This is a genomic window from Stenotrophomonas sp. WED208 (genome assembly GCF_040984485.1).
Classification (GTDB): domain Bacteria; phylum Pseudomonadota; class Gammaproteobacteria; order Xanthomonadales; family Xanthomonadaceae; genus Stenotrophomonas; species Stenotrophomonas riyadhensis.
Genome location: NZ_JAZARB010000001.1, coordinates 3,677,742 through 3,695,114 on the forward strand (window position 1 = coordinate 3,677,742; position 17,373 = coordinate 3,695,114).

Below are 17,373 nucleotides of genomic sequence, written 5' to 3' on the forward strand. Positions count from 1 at the left end.
CGGCCTCGGCGGGAATGTCGTCCGCATTGTAGGCCGCCCGCGCCAGGCCATGCCTGGCCTTCGCTCAATCGCGGAATTCGCTGCGCGTCCCGAACGCGTGCGACAGCGTGCCGCGATCGACATATTCCAGTTCACCGCCCAGCGGCAGGCCCTGCGCCAGGCGGCTGGGCTGCACCCTGCGTGCGCGTGCCAGCTGCGCCAGGTAGTGCGCGGTGGCTTCACCTTCGACGGTGGCGCTGGTGGCGATGATCAACTCCTGCACCTCACCTTCGGCCAGGCGCTGTTCCAGCTGTTCCAGGCCCAGTTCGCGCGGGCCGATGCCATCGAGCGGCGACAGACGCCCCTGCAGCACGAAGTAGACACCGCGGAAGCCCGTCGCGTTCTCGATCGCCAGGCGGTCGGCCGGCGATTCAACCACGCACAGCTGGCTGCGTTCGCGGCTGCTGTTGGCGCAGGTCGGGCACAGCTCGGTTTCACTGAAGTCACGGCACTGCGCGCAGTGACCGATGCGCTCCACCGCCAGCGCCAGGGTTTCGGCCAGGCGCTGGCCACCTTCGCGCTCACGCTCGAGCAGGTGGTAGGCCATGCGCTGCGCGGTCTTCTGGCCTACGCCAGGCAGCACCCGCAGTGCGTCGATCAATTGTTCAAGCAGGGGTGCGGACACGGCGGCATGCTTTGATGGCGCCGAGCAGGCTCGACGGCTACGTGTAGAGTCGAGCCATGCTCGACTGGGGGGGGGAGCCGTCGAGCAAGCTCGACGCTACGGGGCGCCTGCTGCGACAGGCGCCCCGCCAGAAATCAGAACGGCAGCTTCATGCCCGGCGGCAGCTGCATGCCGGCGGTGGCCGAACCCATCTTCGACTTCGACTCGGCATCGATCTTGTTCGACGCATCGTTGAAGGCGGCGGCGATCAGGTCTTCCAGCATTTCCGGGTCGCTGGCCAGCGAGGGGTCGATGCGCACCTTGCGGCATTCCTTGGCGCCGGTCAGGGTCACGCTGACCATGCCGCCACCGGCGCTGCCGGTCACTTCGATCTTGGCGATTTCTTCCTGGGCCTTCTGCAGGTTTTCCTGCATCTTCTGGGCCTGCTGCATCAGTTGGGCGATGTTGCCGCGCATAGTGTCTTACTCGTCAAAAGAACGGATGGAATCGGAAACAACCCGGGCACCGTGCTGTTGGATCAGCACCTGCACTTCCGGATCGTCCATGAAAACAGCCTCTGCCACCTGTTGCCGCTCGCCACGCTGGCGGTCGGCACGCTGGTGCAGGGTCTCAGCCGGAACGTGCTCGATTTCCACGGTCTCGACCACGATCTTCGGCGCCTGGCCGAGCGCCTTCTCCAGCATCTCGCCCAGGGCGGCCAGCGCGCGCTCCGAACGCAGGTATTCAAATCCGGGCGAAAGGCCCAGTTTCAAGGTCCCGTGCTGGCAGCTGATGAAAGCAGCGTTGGCGGCCAACTGCCGCGACGGGCCGCTCAGGCCGCTGTTGGCGACCAGATCGAGCCAGTCCTCGGCGCTGGCCAGATCGCTGACACCTTCCAGCGGCGCGGCCTCCTGCACTGGCGCGGGTTCGACCGGCGCGATGGCGATGCCATCGGCACGGAACGGGCGCTCCAGCTCGGCAGGCGCCGCTTCGGCCGGCGCTGCTACCGGCAGGGCCGGCGGCTCGTGCCAGGGCGCAGCCATGGCGGCGTCCGGGCCGGACATCTCCGCCGCCAGCGCCTCGTCGAGGGCCGCGGCTTCGTCGGTGGCCCACGGCGGCAGGTCGTCGTTGGTCTCTGCGCTGGCGGTCGGCGGCGGCGCTTCGGCTTTTACCGGCGGCGGTGACACCGGCTCTTCCACCGGAACCGGCTCGGGCTCCGGCGTCGGGTCCGGTTCGGGTTGCGGAGCCGGCTCAGGTTCGGGTTCAGGTTCGCGCGGCGCGGCCTGCGCCGGAGCGGCCACCTGCGCCACGGCGGGGCTGGCCGACGCTGCGGCGGCAGCCGGCGGCGCCTCCTGGGTACCGATTCCGCTGCCACCACCGGCAACGTTGCCACCCGCAGCACCTTCCACCGACTTCGGTACCGGCGGTACCGCTGCGGCCGGACGGAATGCCAGCATGCGCAGCACGGCCATTTCAAAGCCGGCGCGCGGGCTCGGCGCCAGCGGCAGATCGCGGCGGCCGTTCAAGGCCATCTGATACCAGAGCTGCACCACTTCCGGACGCAGGCGCTCGGCGAACGCCGTCGCGTCCAGGCCTTCGGCAGCCGCTGCGGCACCCGGTACCAGCTGCTGCACCTGGATGCGATGCAGGCCTTCGGCCAGCGCTTCCAGTACGCCGCTCCAGTCCGGCGAGAATTCGGCCAGCGCAGCCACCACCTGCAACAGGCGCGGACCATCGCCCTCGGCCAGCGCATCGAGCATGGCCGACACCTGGGTGCGGTCGACGGTGCCCAGCATGGTGCGCACAACGTCCTCACGCAGCGCGCCGCCGGCATAGGCGATCGCCTGGTCCAGCAGCGACAGGCCGTCACGCAGGCTGCCGTCGGCGGCCTTGGCCAGCTGCACGATCGCGCTGCCATCGGCTTCGATCTCTTCGGCCGCCAGGATGCGGGTCATCTGGCCCTGGATCTGATCCTCGTCCAGTCGCTTGAGGTTGAACTGCAGGCAACGGCTGAGCACGGTGACCGGCAGCTTCTGCGGATCGGTGGTGGCCAGCAGGAACTTCACATGTTCCGGCGGTTCTTCCAGCGTCTTCAGCAGCGCGTTGAACGCCGCCTTGGACAGCATGTGCACTTCGTCGATCAGGTAGACCTTGTACTTGCCGCGCGAGGGCATGTACTGCGCGTTCTCGATCACCTCGCGCACGTCATCCACGCCGGTGTTGGACGCGGCGTCGATTTCCAGCAGGTCGATGTAGCGGCCGGCGTCGATGTCCAGGCAGGCCGCGCACTGACCGCATGGGTCTGCGCTGGTGCCCTGCTCGCAGTTGAGCGACTTGGCGAAGATGCGCGCGATGGTGGTCTTGCCCACGCCGCGGGTGCCGGTGAACAGGAACGCATGGTGGACCCGGCCGCTGTCCAGCGCGTTGCTGAGCGCACGGACCACGTGTTCCTGGCCCACCAGCTCGGCAAAACGCTTCGGACGCCACTTGCGGGCAAGGACGAGATAGGACATCAGGCCACCGTTTTCCATCGGATGTTCCATTGTGCCATGCCTGTCCAGCCCCCTCGCCTCCGGCACGTCCTTCGCAGGTTCCTGACCGGGGTGCTTGTGAAGTGCCGCGCAGCCCGCTAGAATCTGCGCCCCTGCTGAGGCGTTTGCCGATGGCAGGGATCCGGAGAGGTGTCCGAGTGGTTGAAGGAGCACGCCTGGAAAGTGTGTAAGCGTCTAAACCGCGCTTCGGGGGTTCGAATCCCCCTCTCTCCGCCAGATAACTGAAAAAGGCTGCCCTTGGGGGCGGCCTTTTTCAGTTATCTGGCGCGGGACGCGAAGTGCGCTGCGCGCGCTTCGCCCCAAACGTTGCTGCGCAACCTTTGGGCCCCTCCCTTTGCCGGCCTCTCCCCGCCCCTGTCGGGGCAGCCCCTCAACAGAGGGGCTTGTTCCTCCAGATGCGCGACATGCGCGGGCAGACCGCCGCAGGCGGATCCCGGGGTGCAACGCGCATCGGGATCGGGTGCATGGATGCACCCGACAATCCCCCTCCCCGCCAGATAGCTGAAAAAGGCTGCCCTTGGGGGCGGCCTTTTTCAGTTATCTGGCGCGGGACGCGAAGTGCGCTACGCGCGCTTCGCCCCAAACGTTGCTGCGCAACCTTTGGGCCCCTCCCTTTGCCGGCCTCTCCCCGCCCCTGTCGGGGCAGCCCCTCAACAGAGGGGCTTGTTCCTCCAGATGCGCGACGTGCATGGATGCACGGCCGACAATCCACCTCTTCTGCACTGTCGCAGACCGATCAGTAGACCCACGCCATGCGGGGATGCTTTTGATCGGCTTCCGCACGCTCCAGGCACCCCAAAACAAAACTGAACGAAACCTGAAAATTCGCTATGGTAGGCGCCTTCAACCGACGCCTGGCCCATTGCCCATGAGCTCGACCGACAGCGCTCACGCCGACTGCGAGAACTGCAACACCGCCCTGCAGGGCCACTACTGCCATCGCTGCGGGCAATCGGCGCACAACCCGCTCAAGCACGTGGGCCACGCCATCGAGGAAGTGTTCGAATCGTTCTGGCATCTGGATGGGCGCATCTTCCGCACGCTGCGCGATCTCTGGGTGCCCGGCCGCATCACGCAGAACTACCTCAAGGGCCGCCGGGTCGGATACGTGCAGCCCTTGCGGCTGTTCGTCATCCTCACCCTGTTTACGTTCTTCATCGGCAAGCTGTTCGTGCACGTCGACGACATCCGCATGGGCGGCGGCGATTCGCTGTACGCCAAGGCCACGACGGTTGAACAGGTCGAAGCCGCACGCACGCAACAGCTGATGATGATCGACCAACAGCAGGCCAGCTCACCCGCCACCGGCAACGCCGGCTTCGCGATGGCCAGGGCTGCGGTGAACGCGGCGGCAGCACAGCGCAGGGCCGAGCTCACCGGCACCCGCAAGGACGCCACCGCAACCGAGCCCGGCACCTTCTTCAGCCACACCGTCAACGGCAAGCCGTGGGACGCGAACAGCAATCCCATCGTCCTCAACGGCTGGCCACAGTTCGCCAACAACTGGCTCAACAAGCGCCTGCAGAACGGCAACGCCAACATCCAGCGCATGGGCGGCAAGACCGACCTGTACATGCAGGCAATCCTGACTGCACTGCCGGGCGCCCTGTTCTTCCTGATGCCGGTGTTCGCGCTGGTGCTGCGCATCGCCTACGTCCCGCGGCCAATGGGCTATCTGGAACATCTGGTGGTGGCGCTGTACAGCCATTGCTGGCTGATGATGGTGCTGCTGGCAACCTTTCTCGTCGCGGGCATCAACAGCGCGCTCGCATCTCCCGCCTTCGCCGCCGCCAGCCAATGGCTGTATGCACTGCTGTGGTTGGCGGTTCCGGTCTACCTGCTGTGGATGCAGCAACGCGTGTACGGCGGCAACAAGGCACTGACGGTGCTGCGCTACCTCGCTATCGGCGGCGTCTACCTGTTCCTGGTGAGCTTCGTGGTGATGTATGCGGTGCTGGCGGGCATTTCAGCCTGAGTGCGAGGCCTGCCGCCAATGACCGCCCCGTCGGGTGGCAGCACTCAGCCGGGTACCGATCACCCGCGCTTGATCAGTGCCCGCACGCATATACAGACAAACGTCAGCCCGATCACCGCCACCATGAGCGTCATCCCCCACAGCGCGCCGAAGGTATCGATCACCGGCTCCAGAGCCGGTTGCGCAGGTCGATACAACACGCGCACCGCCTGCCCGGGCTTGTATCCGAAGATCATGCCCCCTTGCGGATAGGAGACCTGTTCGCCCTTGTCGGTGGTGAACGCCACCTCCGGATGTGAGCCACCCGCGTTCAAGCGCTCGACATGGCCATCGGCACTCTGCGCGACCTGCAGGAATTCAAGACGATGGTTCAACTCGAAGGCGACAACGACGAGCATCAGTACACCGACCATGCCGAACAGCAGACCGCGCACGATCTCACCGGTCCGGGACAGGGGAATTTCCGGTACCACTGGCCAACTCCTTTGCGTAAGGCAAGACAAACGGGGGCGGCGGGTTCCTCCCGCACGGTCACTCCCGTCGCCCGACAGCATAGCCCAGATGCAACCAGGTCCCGCAGCACGCTATGGTGATCGCATGAGCCTTCGCGTTTACCAGCCCGCCGACGCACCCGCCTGCCTGTCGATCTTCGACAGCAACGTGCCCACCTACTTCGCGCCTGAAGAACGCAACGACTTCGAACGCTTCCTGCGCGAGCAGGCCATGGACTGCGCCTTCCAGGTGATCGAGCGCGATCACCGCGTCGTGGCCTGCGGCGGCCTGTCGCGCCGTGGCGACGGCAGCGCCGGCTTCTGTTGGGGCATGGTGCAGCGCGCGCTGCACCGGCACGGTCTGGGACGCGAACTGGCGCTGGCGCGCCTGCGCCAGGCTGAAGGCGATCCATCGATCGATCGCGTCACGCTCAGTACCAGCCAGCACACCCAGGGCTTCTATGCCGGCCTGGGCTTCCAGGTGACGCGCGTGGTGACCGATGGCCATGGCGCCGGAATCGACGCCGTGGACATGGAACGGGTGCTGTAGCCTCGCGCAGCGGTAGATCCACGCGGGGCGTGGATCTACCGCTGGCCTCCCCTGCTCAGAAGCCCACGCGCAGATTGATCTGGCCACCGACATCGCGGCGACCATCGCCGTGCTGGCCCTGCACGAACATCGACAGCTGGCTGTTGCGGCCAAGTCCCACTGCCACGCCCACCTGGCTGACCAGTGCATTGCGCGCCATCACTGCACTGTAGACGTCGAAGGCATTGCCGCCGACCGCGAAGCGGTTACGGCTGGCCACATCGGTGTCACCCGAAGCATGCTGCCAGCCGAGGCCGACGGTCAGTTGTGCCGGGAAGCGCTCGCCGCTGCCCACGTCCCAGCGCCCGCGAACGCCCACGGTGCTGACATTGAGCGTGTCCTTGCCGCCTTCCAGCTCCAGCGCAGCAGTGCCGCCCTGCTCCACAGCGCGATCGCTGTCGACCCAGTGCTTGGTGAACTGCACGTACGGCTGCAGTTGGGTCCTGCCGTGCGTCCAGGTCCAGCTGCCCTCCACCTGCGCGATGGTCACATCCGAATCCTGGCGGCTGTACAGGGTCTGGCCCAGCAGCGGCACCTCTCGCGTGGTGCGCGTGCGGTAGTCACCGCGCGATACGCTGCCACCGACCGCAAAGCCGTTGTTCCACTGGCCCTGTGCGTAGACACCGAAGGTGTTGCCACGCAGGCGCGCCCGCGAGCTGCGATCGTACAGGCGCGTATCCAGCCGTTCATTGCCGGCCGCTGCACCCAGCACCACGTGCTCGCCCAGCTGCCAGTCCACGCCGGCCATCAGCGCATTGCGGTTGGAGCGGATCTCATCGCCGTTGCCATCGCCATCCTGCTTGAACACCTTGCCGCTGCCGGCCAACCAGGCCGAGGCGCGCTCACCACGCACGGTCGGCAGCTCACTGCCCAGGCGCTGGCGGACGCCCTCTTCCAGGTAGTTGTCGTACAGCAGCACCGCGCGGCTGGCCGCATGCACTTCACCGGACAGCTGGTCGAATGCGCTGCGCGCGGTGCCGGCGTCATACATCAGCACCGTGTTGTACAGGCCCAGCGCCGGACCACTCTGCGGCAGGCTGTCCAGCGCTGCAGCGGTGTTGTACTGGTTGCGCGTGTTGGCCACCGTGGTGAACGCCGCCGTCTGCGCCACGTCGATCTGCAGGTTGGCGGTGTTGGCGGTGTAGACCGGGGTGATGGTCAGGAAGGCCGACGGCGAGGTCGCCGAGGCGAACTGCCCGCTGACGCCACCACCCGCATTGACCACGGTGTACTGCTGGCCCTGCTGGTAGCTGGTACTCGGCGAAATGGTGTTCACCTGCACGGTGCTGCCGCCCACGTTGGCACTGCCCCCCACTTGCACCGTGTCGCTGCCAGTGGCGCCCAGATCGATGCCCAGCGTGCTGCCCGGCGACAGGGTGAGATTGCCACCCACGGTGATCGTACCGGTGCCGTTGCCCGCACCACTGCCGTTGCCTGGGCCATTGCCCGGCGACAGCACGCCGCCGCTGGACACCGTCACCCCGCCGCCTGTGCCACCAATGGTGCCGGTGCCGGACAGCGTGGTTCCGCTGCCGATGGTCCACTGGCCGCCGATAGTGCCGGTGACATTCAGACCACCGCCGGTGACCTGGCCGGTGCCGCTGAAACCACCGCTGTTGCCGCCGAGATTCAGCCCGCCCGGACCTGCCTGCACGATGCTGCCGCCACCGCTGATGGTGCCGCCCAGCGTGGTGGTGCCACCGGTGTTGATGACCAGGCCACCGTTGTTGGTGATGTTGCCGGTGATGGAACCGCTGGCCCCACCGTTGCCCACCTGCACGGTGCCGCCCGCATTGATGGTGGTGCCGCCGGTGTAGGTGTTGCTTCCGGTAAGCGTAATGGTGCCGTTGCCAGCCTGGGTCAGGCCACCGCTGCCACTGATGGTGCCACCCACGGTGGTGTTGCCACCCACATTGAACACAAGGCTGCCGTTGTTGCTGACGTTGCCGGCGATCGATCCGCTCGCGCCGCCGTTGCCGACCTGCAGCGTGCCGCCGGTGTTGATGGTGGTGCCGCCGGTGTAGGTGTTGTTGCCGCCCAGGATCAGCGTGCCGCTGCCGGCCTGGGTCAGGCCGCCGCTGCCACTGATGGCGCCGCCGACGGTGGTGTTGCCACCCACGTTGAACACCAGGCTGCCGTTGTTGGTCACACTGCCGCCGATCGCACCGGTGGCGCCGCCATTGCCGACCTGCAGGGTACCGCCGGCGTTGATGGTGGTCGGGCCGGTATAGGTGTTGTTGCCGGTCACGGTCAGCGTGCCGCTGCCGGCCTGGGTCAGGCCGCCACTGCCGCTGATGGTGCCGCCCAGCGTGGTGTTGCCGGCCACGTTGGACAGCAGCGTGCCATTGTTGGTGACATCGCCGACGATCGAGCCCGTCGCACCGCCGTTGCCCAGCTGCAGCGTGCCGCCGGCATTGATGGTGGTGCCGCCGGTATAGGTGTTGGTGCCGGTCAGCAGCAGCGTACCGCTACCGGCCTGGGTCAGGCCGCCAGTGCCGCTGATGGTGCCGCCCAGCGCGGTGTTGCCGGCCACGTTGGAAATCAACGCACCGTTGTTGGTGATGTCGCCGGCGATGGCGCCGGTTGCCCCGCCGTTGCCGACCTGCAGCGTGCCGCCGGCATTGATGGTGGTACCGCCGGTGTAACTGTTGTTGCCGACCAGGGTCAGCACGCCGCTACCCGCCTGGGTCAGGCCACCACTGCCACTGATCGCGCCACCGACAGTGGTGTTGCCCGCCACGTCGAAGACCAGGCTGCCGTTGTTGGCGACGTTGCCGGTGATGGCACCGGTGGCGCCGCCATTGCCGACCTGCAGCGTGCCACCGGTATTGATGGTGGTGCCGCCGGTATAGGTGTTGTTGCCGGTCAGGGTCAGCGTGCCGGCGCCGGCCTGGGTCAGGCCACCGCTGCCGCTGATGGTGCCACCCAGCGTGGTGTTGCCGGCCACGTTGGATACCAGCGCGCCATTGTTGGTGATGTCGCCAACGATCGCACCGGTCGCACCGCCATTGCCGATCTGCAGCGTACCGCCGGCATTGATGGTGGTACCGCCGGTATAGGTGTTGTTGCCGGTCAGCACCAGCGTGCCGCTGCCGGCCTGGGTCAGGCCACCGCTGCCACTGACCACGCCGCCCACGGTTGCCGTGGTGCCGAGGTTGTAGACCAGGTTGCCGTTGTTGGTGATGTCACCCAGTACCGAACCAGTGCTGCCACCGTTGCCGATCTGCAGCGTGCTGCCACCGTTGATGGTGGTGCCGCCGGTGTAGACGTTGTCGCCGCTCAGGGTCAGCGTGCCGGTACCGCTCTGCATCAGGCCGCCGGTGCCACTGAGCACGCCGCCGAAGACGGTGTTGCCATTGTTGCCGCCGGTGGTCAGGGTTGCACCGCCCAGCACCACGCTGGATCCGGTCACACCGGCCAGGCCGCCGATGCTCTGGCTGCCACCTGCGCTGATATCCAGCGTACTGGCACCGGTCAGGTTGACCGTGCTGGCAGCGGACAGGCTGCCACCGGCCGCCACCGCCAATGTGCCGCTGTTGATGGTGGTGGTGCCGGTATACGTGCTGGCACCGCCCAGGCTAACCGTCGCCGGACCGTCCTTGAGCAGGCCGCCGGCACCGCTGATTGCACCATTCAACGTCAGCGGATTGCTGCCCGCCAGGGTCAGCGTGCCGCTGCTCAACTGCACGGTGTTGGCCAGCGTCAGCGCGCTGGTGGCGTCCAGGCTGGCGTCGCCGCCCACGGTCAGCGTGCCGGTGCCCAGTGCAGCGTTGTCGCCCAGGGCAAGGCCACCGGCGTTGAGTGCCACGCCGCCGCTGAAGGTATTGCTGCCACTCAGGGTCTGCACACCTGCACCGTTCTTCACCAGACCACCGGTCCCCCCGATGGTGCCGGCGAACGTCGTGTTGCCGACGCCGCCGAGGGTGAGCGTGCTGGTGCCCAGCGCCACGGCCGAGCCGGCCACGCCCTCCAGTGAGCCGATCGTCTGTGCGCCGCCCGCGCTGATGTCGAAGGCGGTACCGGCATTGGCCAGGTTCACCGCGCCGGTTGCCGCCAGGCTGCCGCCTGCACCGATCGCCAGCGTACCGGCATTGATGGTGGTACCCCCGGTGAACGTGTTGGTGCCTGTCAGCGTCTGGGTCCCCGATCCTTCCTTGACCAGGCCGCCGGAGCCGGCCACCGAACCACTGAACGTGCCGTTGCTGGCATCACCGATCGTCAGCGTGTTGGCGCCCAGGTTCACCGTACCGTTGCCGATCAGGGTGCCGAACTGCTGCGTGCCGCTGCCCGCCGACAGGTCGAAGGTCGCCCCCGAAGCCAGGTTGACGACGCCGCTGGCGTGCAGGCTCGCGCCCGCGCCCAATGCCAACGTGCCGGCGTTGATGTTGGTGCCACCGGTATAGGTGTTGACGCCGTTCAAGGTCAGCGTTGCGGCACCCTCCTTGGTCAAGCTGCCGGTGCCACTCAGGCTGCCGTTGAGGGTGAGGTTGTTGCTGCCGAGTACAGTCAACCCGTTGTTGAGGATGAAGTTGTTGGCCAGCGTCACCGCAGTGTTCGAATCGAGCGTGGCATTGCCCCCCACCGTGACCGCGCCGGTGCCCAGCGCAGCATTGTTGCCGACCACCAGGCCACCGGCATTGAGCGTTACCCCACCGCTGAAGGTACTGGCGCCATTGAGCGTCTGCACGCCGGCGCCGTTCTTGATCAGGCCGCCGTTGCCGCTGATCGCACCGTTGAAGCTGCTGTCCACCGTGCCGCCCAGGGTCAGCGTGCTGCCACCGAGTGCCACCGTGCTGCCGACCACGCCGGCCAGCGAACCGATGGCCTGGTTGCCCGCGGAGATATCGAGGGTACCGGCACCTGCCAGGTTCACCGCGCCGGTCGACGCCAGGCTGCCACCGGCGCCGATCGCCAGCGTGCCGTTGTTGATGGTGGTACCACCGGTGTAGGTGTTGGCACCGCTCAGGGTAACGGTGGCCGCGCCGTCCTTGATCAAGCCGCCGGCACCGGAAATCACGCCACCCAGTGTCAGCGCCTGGCTACCCAGCAGGTCGAGGTTGGCGCCCGCTGCAAGCCCGATGTTGTTGGCCAGGTTGACGCCTGTCGATGCATCCAGCGTCGCGTTGCCGCCCACCGTCAGCGCACCGGTGCCGAGCGCAGCGTTGTTGCCGACCACCAGTCCGCCACCGTTCAATGCAACGCCACCGCTGAACAGGTTGGCGCCGCCGAGCGTGAGAATGCCTGCGCCGTTCTTGACCAGTCCACCGGTACCGGAAATCGCACCGTCGAAGGTACTACTGCCGGCACCGCCAAGGGTCAGCGAGTTGGCCCCCAGGCTGACCGTCGCACCGGCCACGCCGGACAGCGAACCGATGGTCTGGTTGGCACCGGAGGCCGAGATGTCGAAGCCCGCACCGGGTGCAGCCACGTTCACCGCCCCGGTCGCGGCAAGGCTGCCACCCGGACCAATCGCCAGCGTGCCGGCGTTGATGAAGGTGCCGCCGGTATAGGTATTGGTGCCGGTCAGCGTTTCAATGCCCGAACCGACCTTGGTCAGGCCACCCGTGCCTGCGATCGAGCCACTGAACGTGCCATTGGTGGCCCCGCCGACTGCGATCGAGTTGGCACCCAGGTTCACCGTACCGTTGCCGACCAGGGTGCCGAACACCTGCGTGCCGCTGCCGGCAGACAGATCCAGGGTGGCGCCGGTGGCGAGGTTCACGGTACCGCTCGCCGCCAGGCTGGCACCGGCACCCAGCGCCAGCGTGCCGGCGTTGATGTTGGTGCCACCGGTGTAGGTGTTGATCCCGTTCAAGGTCAGCGTCGCGACGCCATTCTTGGTCAGGCTGCCAGCCCCGGAAAGGACACCGTTGAGTGTCAGCGCATTGCTGCCGAGCACGGTCAGCCCGGCATTGAGCGCGATGTTGTTGGCCAGCGTTGCCAGGCCGGTGGTATCCAGCGTGGCGGCACCGCCGACGGTCAATGCACCCGTGCCCAGCGCCGCGTCATTGCCGAGCACCAGCCCGCCTGCGTTGAGCGTCACGCCGCCGCCAAACGTGTTGGCACCGGACAACGTCTGCACGCCCGCGCCCACTTTGAGCAGACCGCCGCCGCCACTGATCACGCCGTCGAACGCGGCGTTCGTCGCTGTACCGAAGGTCAGCGAGTTTCCGCCCAGGGCCAGTGTGGTGCCACCCACGCCGTTGAGCGCGCCGATGGTCTGGCTGCCGCCTGCAGCAGAGATATCGAAGACCGCACCAGCGTTGGCGAGAGTGACATCACCCGCTGCGGCAAGGCTGCCACCCGCACCGAGTGCCAGCGTACCGGCATTGATGGTAGTGCCACCGTTGTAGAGATTGGCACCGGACAGCGTCAGCGTCGTCGCACCATTCTTGATCAGGCTGCCGTTGCCAGTGATCGGACCCGACAGCGTCAGCGCGTTGCTGCCCGGCAACGTCAGTGCAACGCCCGAGCCCAGCGTGACCGCATTGCCCAGTGCCACTCCAGCACTCGCGTCCAGCGTGGTGCTGGCATTCACCGCCAGCGAGCCGGTACCGAGCGCACCATTGGCGCCGACCACCAGGCCACCACCGTTCAAGGTCAGGCCGCCACCGAAGGTATTGGTGTTATTGAGGGTCAGCAGGCCCGTACCGTTCTTGACCAGGCTGCCGCCACCGGCCAGCACGCCCGCCAGGCTGAGGTCATTGCTGCCGCCCAGCGTCAGCTGCGAACCCGCGCCGAAGTTCACCGCATTGGCCAGATCCAGCGCAGCCGTCGTGTCCAGGCTGACGTTGCCGCCAATGCCCAGCGCCCCCGTACCCAACGCCCCGGCATTGCCGAGGATCAGGCCGCCGGCATTGAGCGCGACGCCGCCACTGAAGGTATTGGCTCCGGACAGCGTCTGCACGCCCGCGCCAGCCTTGATCAATCCACCACTGCCATCGATGAGGCCGGCAAAGCTGCCGTTGCCGGCGCCGCCGAAGGTCAGCGTCTGCGTACCCAGCGCCACATGGCTGCCGGCGATGCCGTTCAATGCACCGATGGTCTGCCCGGCCCCCGCCGCGGAGATGTCCAGCGTCGCGCCGGCACCGGCGAGGTCCACCGCACCGGTTGCGGCAAGGCTGCCACCGGCGCCAAGCGCGAGCGTGCCGGCATTGACCGTGGCACCGCCCAGGAAGGTGTTCGCACCGGACAGCGTCAGCGTCGAGGCGCCGTTCTTGATCAGGCCACCGGTTCCTCCCACCACACCGGTCAGGGTGAGGTTGTTGCTGCCCGGCAGGGTCAGCGTGTTGGCGCCCAGGTTCACCGCATTGAACAGCGAAACCGCTGCGCCCGCATCCAGCGAAACATTGCCGCCGATGTTCAGCGCCCCCGTACCGAGCGCACCGTTGGCGCCCACCGACACACTGCCCGCGTTCAACGCAAGGCCACCACTGAAGGTATTGCTGTTGTTCAATGACAGAACACCGCTACCGGTCTTGACCAGGCCACCGGTGCCGGTGATCAGTCCGCCCAGCGTGACGTTCTGGTTGCTCACCAGGCTCAGCTGCGCACCGGTGTCGAGATCGATGGCGTTGCCCAGGTTCAATGCCACCGAACTGTCGAGGGTGGCGTTTGCACCGACTGCAAGCAGTCCGGTTCCCAGCGCGCCGGCATTGCCCAGCATCAGGCCGCCACCATTGAGTACCAGGCCTCCGGTGAATGCGTTGGCACCGTTGAGCGTGAGCGTGCTGGCACCGTTCTTGACCAGGCCGCCCGCGCCGGAAACCACACCGCCGAGCGTGATCGCCTGCGAACCCGGCAGCGACAACACGGCCCCACTGCCCAGGGTCACATTGTTGGCCAGGCTCAGCGCCGCGCTGCCATCGAGCGACGCACTGCCGCTCACGTTCAGGGCACCAGTGCCAAGCGCGCCGCCATTGCCAAGCAGCAACCCGCCCGCGTTGAGATTCAGTCCTCCGCTGAAGGTGTTGGTGCCATTCAGGGTCAGCAGCGAGGCACCGTTCTTGGTCAGGCTGCCGGTGCCGGTGATGTTGCCGCCGAGGGTGAGGTTCTGGCTGCCCGGCAAGGTCAACGCCGCGCCCAGATTGATGGCATTGGCCAGGTTCAGTGCAGCGCTGCCATCAAGCGAACTGTTGCCGCTGATCGTCAGCGCCCCGCTGCCGATCGCACTGTTGTTGCCCAGCAGCAGGCCGCCCGCTGTCAGATTCACGCCGCCACTGAAGCTGTTGGCGCCGCTCAGGGTCTGGATGCCCGTCCCCTGCTTGACCAGGCCGCCGGTACCACCGATCACGCCCGCGAACGTCTGGTTGGTGGCATCACCGAAGGTGAGCGTGCTGCTGCCCAGCGTCACCGTGCTGCTGGCGATACCGGACAGCGCGCCGATGGTCTGGTTGCCGCCGAGCGAGATGTCCAGGTCCGCGCCAGCGCCGGCCAGGTTGACCGCACCGCCGGCCGACAGGCTTCCGCCGCTGCCCACCGCGACCTTGCCGGCATTGATCGCCAGGCCGCCGGTGAAGGTATTCGCGCCACCCAGCGTCAGCGTGGCGGCACCGTTCTTGACCAGGCTGCCGGTGCCGCCGATGGCGCCGCCCAGCGTCAGTGCATTGCTGCCCAGTACATTCAGCAGGCCACCCGCACCGAGGTTGATGCCATTGCCCACGCTCAGCGCCGCGCTGGCATCGAGCGTTGTCACACCGCCAACAGTCAACGCGCCGGTTCCGAGCGCGCCGGCATTGCCCAGGACCAGGCCACCGGCATTGAGCGCCAGCCCACCACCAAAGGTATTTGCACCGTTGAGTGTCAGCGTGCTCGCACCATTCTTGGCGAGGCTGCCGGTGCCACCGATCACGCCGTTGAACGTCAGCGCCTGGTTGCCGAGCAGATTGAGGCTGGCACCCGAACCGAGGTTGACTGTATTGGTCAGCGCCAGCGCCGTCGTGCCGTCGAGTGTGGTGCTGCCCCCAACAGAGAGCGTACCGCTGCCCAGCGCAGCAGCATTGCCCAGCAGCAGGCCACCGGCGTTGAGTGCCACGCCGCCACTGAGATTGTTCACGCCCGACAAGGTCTGCACGCCGGTGCCCAGCTTGACCAGGCCACCCGTGCCTGCGGCGAACGTGCCGCTGTAGCTGGTATCGCCCAGCCCGGCGAGAGTGAGCGTATGGCTGCCAAGGTCGACCGAACCGCCGAGGCCCGCCAGCGAACCGATGGTCTGGTCGGCGGCCGCCGACAGGTTCAGGGTGGTACCGACGCCGACCGTGATCGCACCGGTGGGCGACAGGCTGCCGCCCGCGCCCAGCGCCAACGCGCCTCCGGCCAGGTTGAAGTTGCCGGTCAGCGAATTGGCGCCGTTCAAGGTCAGCGTGCCGGCACCGTTCTTGGTCAGGTTGCCGGCACCGGAGATCGAACCGTTCAATGACAACGCATTGCTGCCAAGCAGGTTCAGCGAGCCCCCGCCATTGATCACCAGATTGTTGCCCAGGCTGAAGCCCGCCGTCGTATCCAGCGAAGCGCTGCCACCGACGGTCAGGTTGCCGGTGCCCAGTGCACCGGCATTACCCAGTACCAGGCCGCCGGCATTGAGGTTGACGCCGCCGGAGAACAGGTTTGCGCCGCCGAGAGTAACGATGCCGGTGTTGTTGACCGTCAGCCCGCCAGTACCGGACAGCACGCCGCCCAGGCCGAACGCATTGGTCCCTGCCAAGGATAGATTGCCACCGAGGCTGAAAGCGTTGGCCAGGTTCAGACCGGCCGTGGAGGAGGCGATGGCACCGCCATTGGCGGTGAACAGCCCTGTGCCGAAGGAACCGGCATTGTTGAAATTGATCAGACCATCATTGAGCGTGGTCGTACCTGCGCCAGCCCACGCACCCTGCAGGTTCCAGGTACCGCTGTTGACGGTGAGCTTCTGGAAGTTGATGTACTGGTTCCAGCCCAGCGTGGTCACCGCCCCACCGGTACCGCTGCCCGGGCCGGTTGGGCTGTTCTGCAGCACCAGGCTGTTGTTGGACGCCGAACCACCGTCGACGATGCCGGCCGCGGCCAGATTCACCGCAAGCGCGCCGACCTGCCCTGCCACGCCGATACCGGCGGTATTGACGCTGGAACCAGACACGGCGGTGAAGGTGTTGCCGGTGACCGAACTGCCCAGGTTCACGCTGCCGTTGATGGTTCCCGCATTGAGGAAGGTATTGCCGGCCCCCGCCGTGGCCGAACCCTGGAACCCTATGCGGCCGGTAATGGTGCCGGTGTTGTTGAGATTGGTCTGCGCACCACCGTAGCTGACGATCGATGCCGCATCGGCCGTGGTCAACAGGCCTGCGCCAAGAATCGACATGTCCACATTGCCGGCGTTGACGATGTTGCTGACACCGCCGGAAGCGTTCTGCACCACCAGCGCCTGTCCACCGAAACCGAGGATGGAGCCGATATTGACCAGGCCTTTGATCGCCCCGCCCGCCTGGTTGTTGACGTTGATCGTGTTTCCACCGACGGTGTTGTTGCCCAGCACCATGCCCGACGCCGCCAGGCTCAGGCCACCGTTGAGGGTGGGATCGATCGTGCCCTGGTTGTTCACGGTGATGCCGTTACCGCTCAGATTCACGGCACTTCCGCCAACGATCGGCGGCACGCTGAGCACAGCGCCGGTCTGGATATCCAGCGTCACGCCATTGATGCTGTTGGCCAGCGAATTGGTATTGGAGCCAGTCGCGCAGGTCACCGTGGTGCCTGCGGTAGTGCACGCTGCGAACGCCGAACCGCTGGCCAGGGTGGCCGCCAGTGCAACCGCCAGCTGATGCGCCCGCAATCGCGGTGGCCGCTTCGCGGTAATCGCACTTCCGCCAGGATTCTGGGCGACCTCCGATGCAACCTGCATTACGCCGAGGGCGCGATTGAAAACCAGACGGTAAATGCGGTTCATCGGTGAATCTCCATGAAAAGACCGGATGGCACTGCGGGCAGGTTTTTTGAAGACGATGCGGCCCATCCCGGCTCCCGATACGGAAACAAGGCGTGGCGGCATTAACTCCTGAAAATCTTCACATCTTCACGCGACGCCCCTTGGAAAAGGTGCGCCGGCGTGTCCGTCAAGGCGAAAACTCCCCGGTTTCGCATGACGAATG

The 17,373-nt window shown here is 66.7% G+C and carries 7 protein-coding genes and 1 tRNA gene; 3 read left to right on the forward strand and 5 right to left on the reverse strand.

The window, feature by feature from the left end:
• Positions 1-64 precede the first annotated feature (64 nt).
• From recR to dnaX, 3 genes are all read right to left on the reverse strand, one after another.
• Complete coding sequence (recR, locus tag VPH47_RS16755; RefSeq protein WP_110711279.1) at positions 65-664, reverse strand: recombination mediator RecR; 600 nt, start codon at positions 662-664, stop codon at positions 65-67.
• 134 nt (positions 665-798) lie between these two features.
• Positions 799-1,119, reverse strand: coding sequence for a YbaB/EbfC family nucleoid-associated protein (locus VPH47_RS16760; protein ID WP_004154630.1), 321 nt, complete (start codon positions 1,117-1,119; stop codon positions 799-801).
• Positions 1,120-1,125: 6 nt separating this feature from the next.
• Positions 1,126-3,156: a DNA polymerase III subunit gamma/tau gene (dnaX, locus tag VPH47_RS16765; RefSeq protein ID WP_368851319.1), complete on the reverse strand. Its 2,031-nt coding sequence runs from the start codon at positions 3,154-3,156 to the stop codon at positions 1,126-1,128.
• A gap of 162 nt (positions 3,157-3,318) precedes the next feature.
• On the opposite strand from dnaX, the gene VPH47_RS16770 reads away from it, so the two are divergent.
• Both VPH47_RS16770 and VPH47_RS16775 read left to right on the forward strand, forming a co-directional pair.
• Positions 3,319-3,411 (forward strand) — tRNA-Ser (locus VPH47_RS16770).
• Between the two features lie 652 nt (positions 3,412-4,063).
• Positions 4,064-5,170: a DUF3667 domain-containing protein gene (locus VPH47_RS16775; RefSeq protein ID WP_368851320.1), complete on the forward strand. Its 1,107-nt coding sequence runs from the start codon at positions 4,064-4,066 to the stop codon at positions 5,168-5,170.
• 59 nt (positions 5,171-5,229) lie between these two features.
• On the opposite strand, the gene VPH47_RS16780 is transcribed toward VPH47_RS16775, so the two are convergent.
• Positions 5,230-5,604: a DUF3592 domain-containing protein gene (locus VPH47_RS16780; RefSeq protein WP_368851321.1), complete on the reverse strand. Its 375-nt coding sequence runs from the start codon at positions 5,602-5,604 to the stop codon at positions 5,230-5,232.
• 163 nt (positions 5,605-5,767) lie between these two features.
• Here VPH47_RS16780 and VPH47_RS16785 point away from each other — a divergent pair, with 163 nt between their 5' ends.
• Positions 5,768-6,211 carry a GNAT family N-acetyltransferase gene (locus VPH47_RS16785; RefSeq protein ID WP_110711241.1) on the forward strand — a complete coding sequence of 148 codons (444 nt, stop codon included), beginning with the start codon at positions 5,768-5,770 and terminating at the stop codon, positions 6,209-6,211.
• Between the two features lie 55 nt (positions 6,212-6,266).
• On the opposite strand, the gene VPH47_RS16790 is transcribed toward VPH47_RS16785, so the two are convergent.
• A complete protein-coding gene (locus VPH47_RS16790) occupies positions 6,267-17,171 on the reverse strand; it encodes an autotransporter-associated beta strand repeat-containing protein (RefSeq protein ID WP_368851323.1) in 10,905 nt (3,634 codons plus the stop codon).
• Positions 17,172-17,373: the final 202 nt, after the last annotated feature.